We start from the raw sequence: 454 nt of genomic DNA on the forward strand, positions 1-454 counted from the left end.
ATGTGGAGCTGGGACGGAAGTACCACATGGACCCGCGGACGGCAAAGCGGTACGCGGAATCACCGCAGAAGCCGGAGTACACATTGAGCGAACCCAAGCCAACAAAGATGGACCCGTACAAGCAGATCGTGGACGAATGGCTGGAGGAAGCGCCGTATTCAGCACTGCGGATTCTGGAGAAGCTGCGGGAAATGGGATTTGACGGGGGCTACAGCATCGTCAAGGCGTATGTGAGCAGCCGGAAGATGGACTTGAATGAGAAAGCAACGGTGCGGTTTGAGACGATGCCAGGAAAGCAAGGGCAGATGGACTGGGGATTCTTCGAGGATCACCTGGTGTACGAGGACGGGAAGTGGAAGAAGCTGTACTGCTTTCTAATGATTCTGGGATATTCGCGGATGCGGTACATCGAATTTGTAACGGATATGAGCACAAACACACTGATTCGGTGCCA

The 454-nt window shown here is 54.0% G+C and carries 1 pseudogene; it reads left to right on the top strand.

Going from position 1 to position 454, the window contains the following annotated elements:
• A pseudogene (locus D1641_RS19000) lies at positions 1 to 454 on the top strand (IS21 family transposase); the annotation flags it as partial.

The sequence above is a fragment of the Colidextribacter sp. OB.20 genome, assembly GCF_009911595.1.
Classification (GTDB): Bacteria; Bacillota; Clostridia; order Oscillospirales; family Oscillospiraceae; genus Lawsonibacter.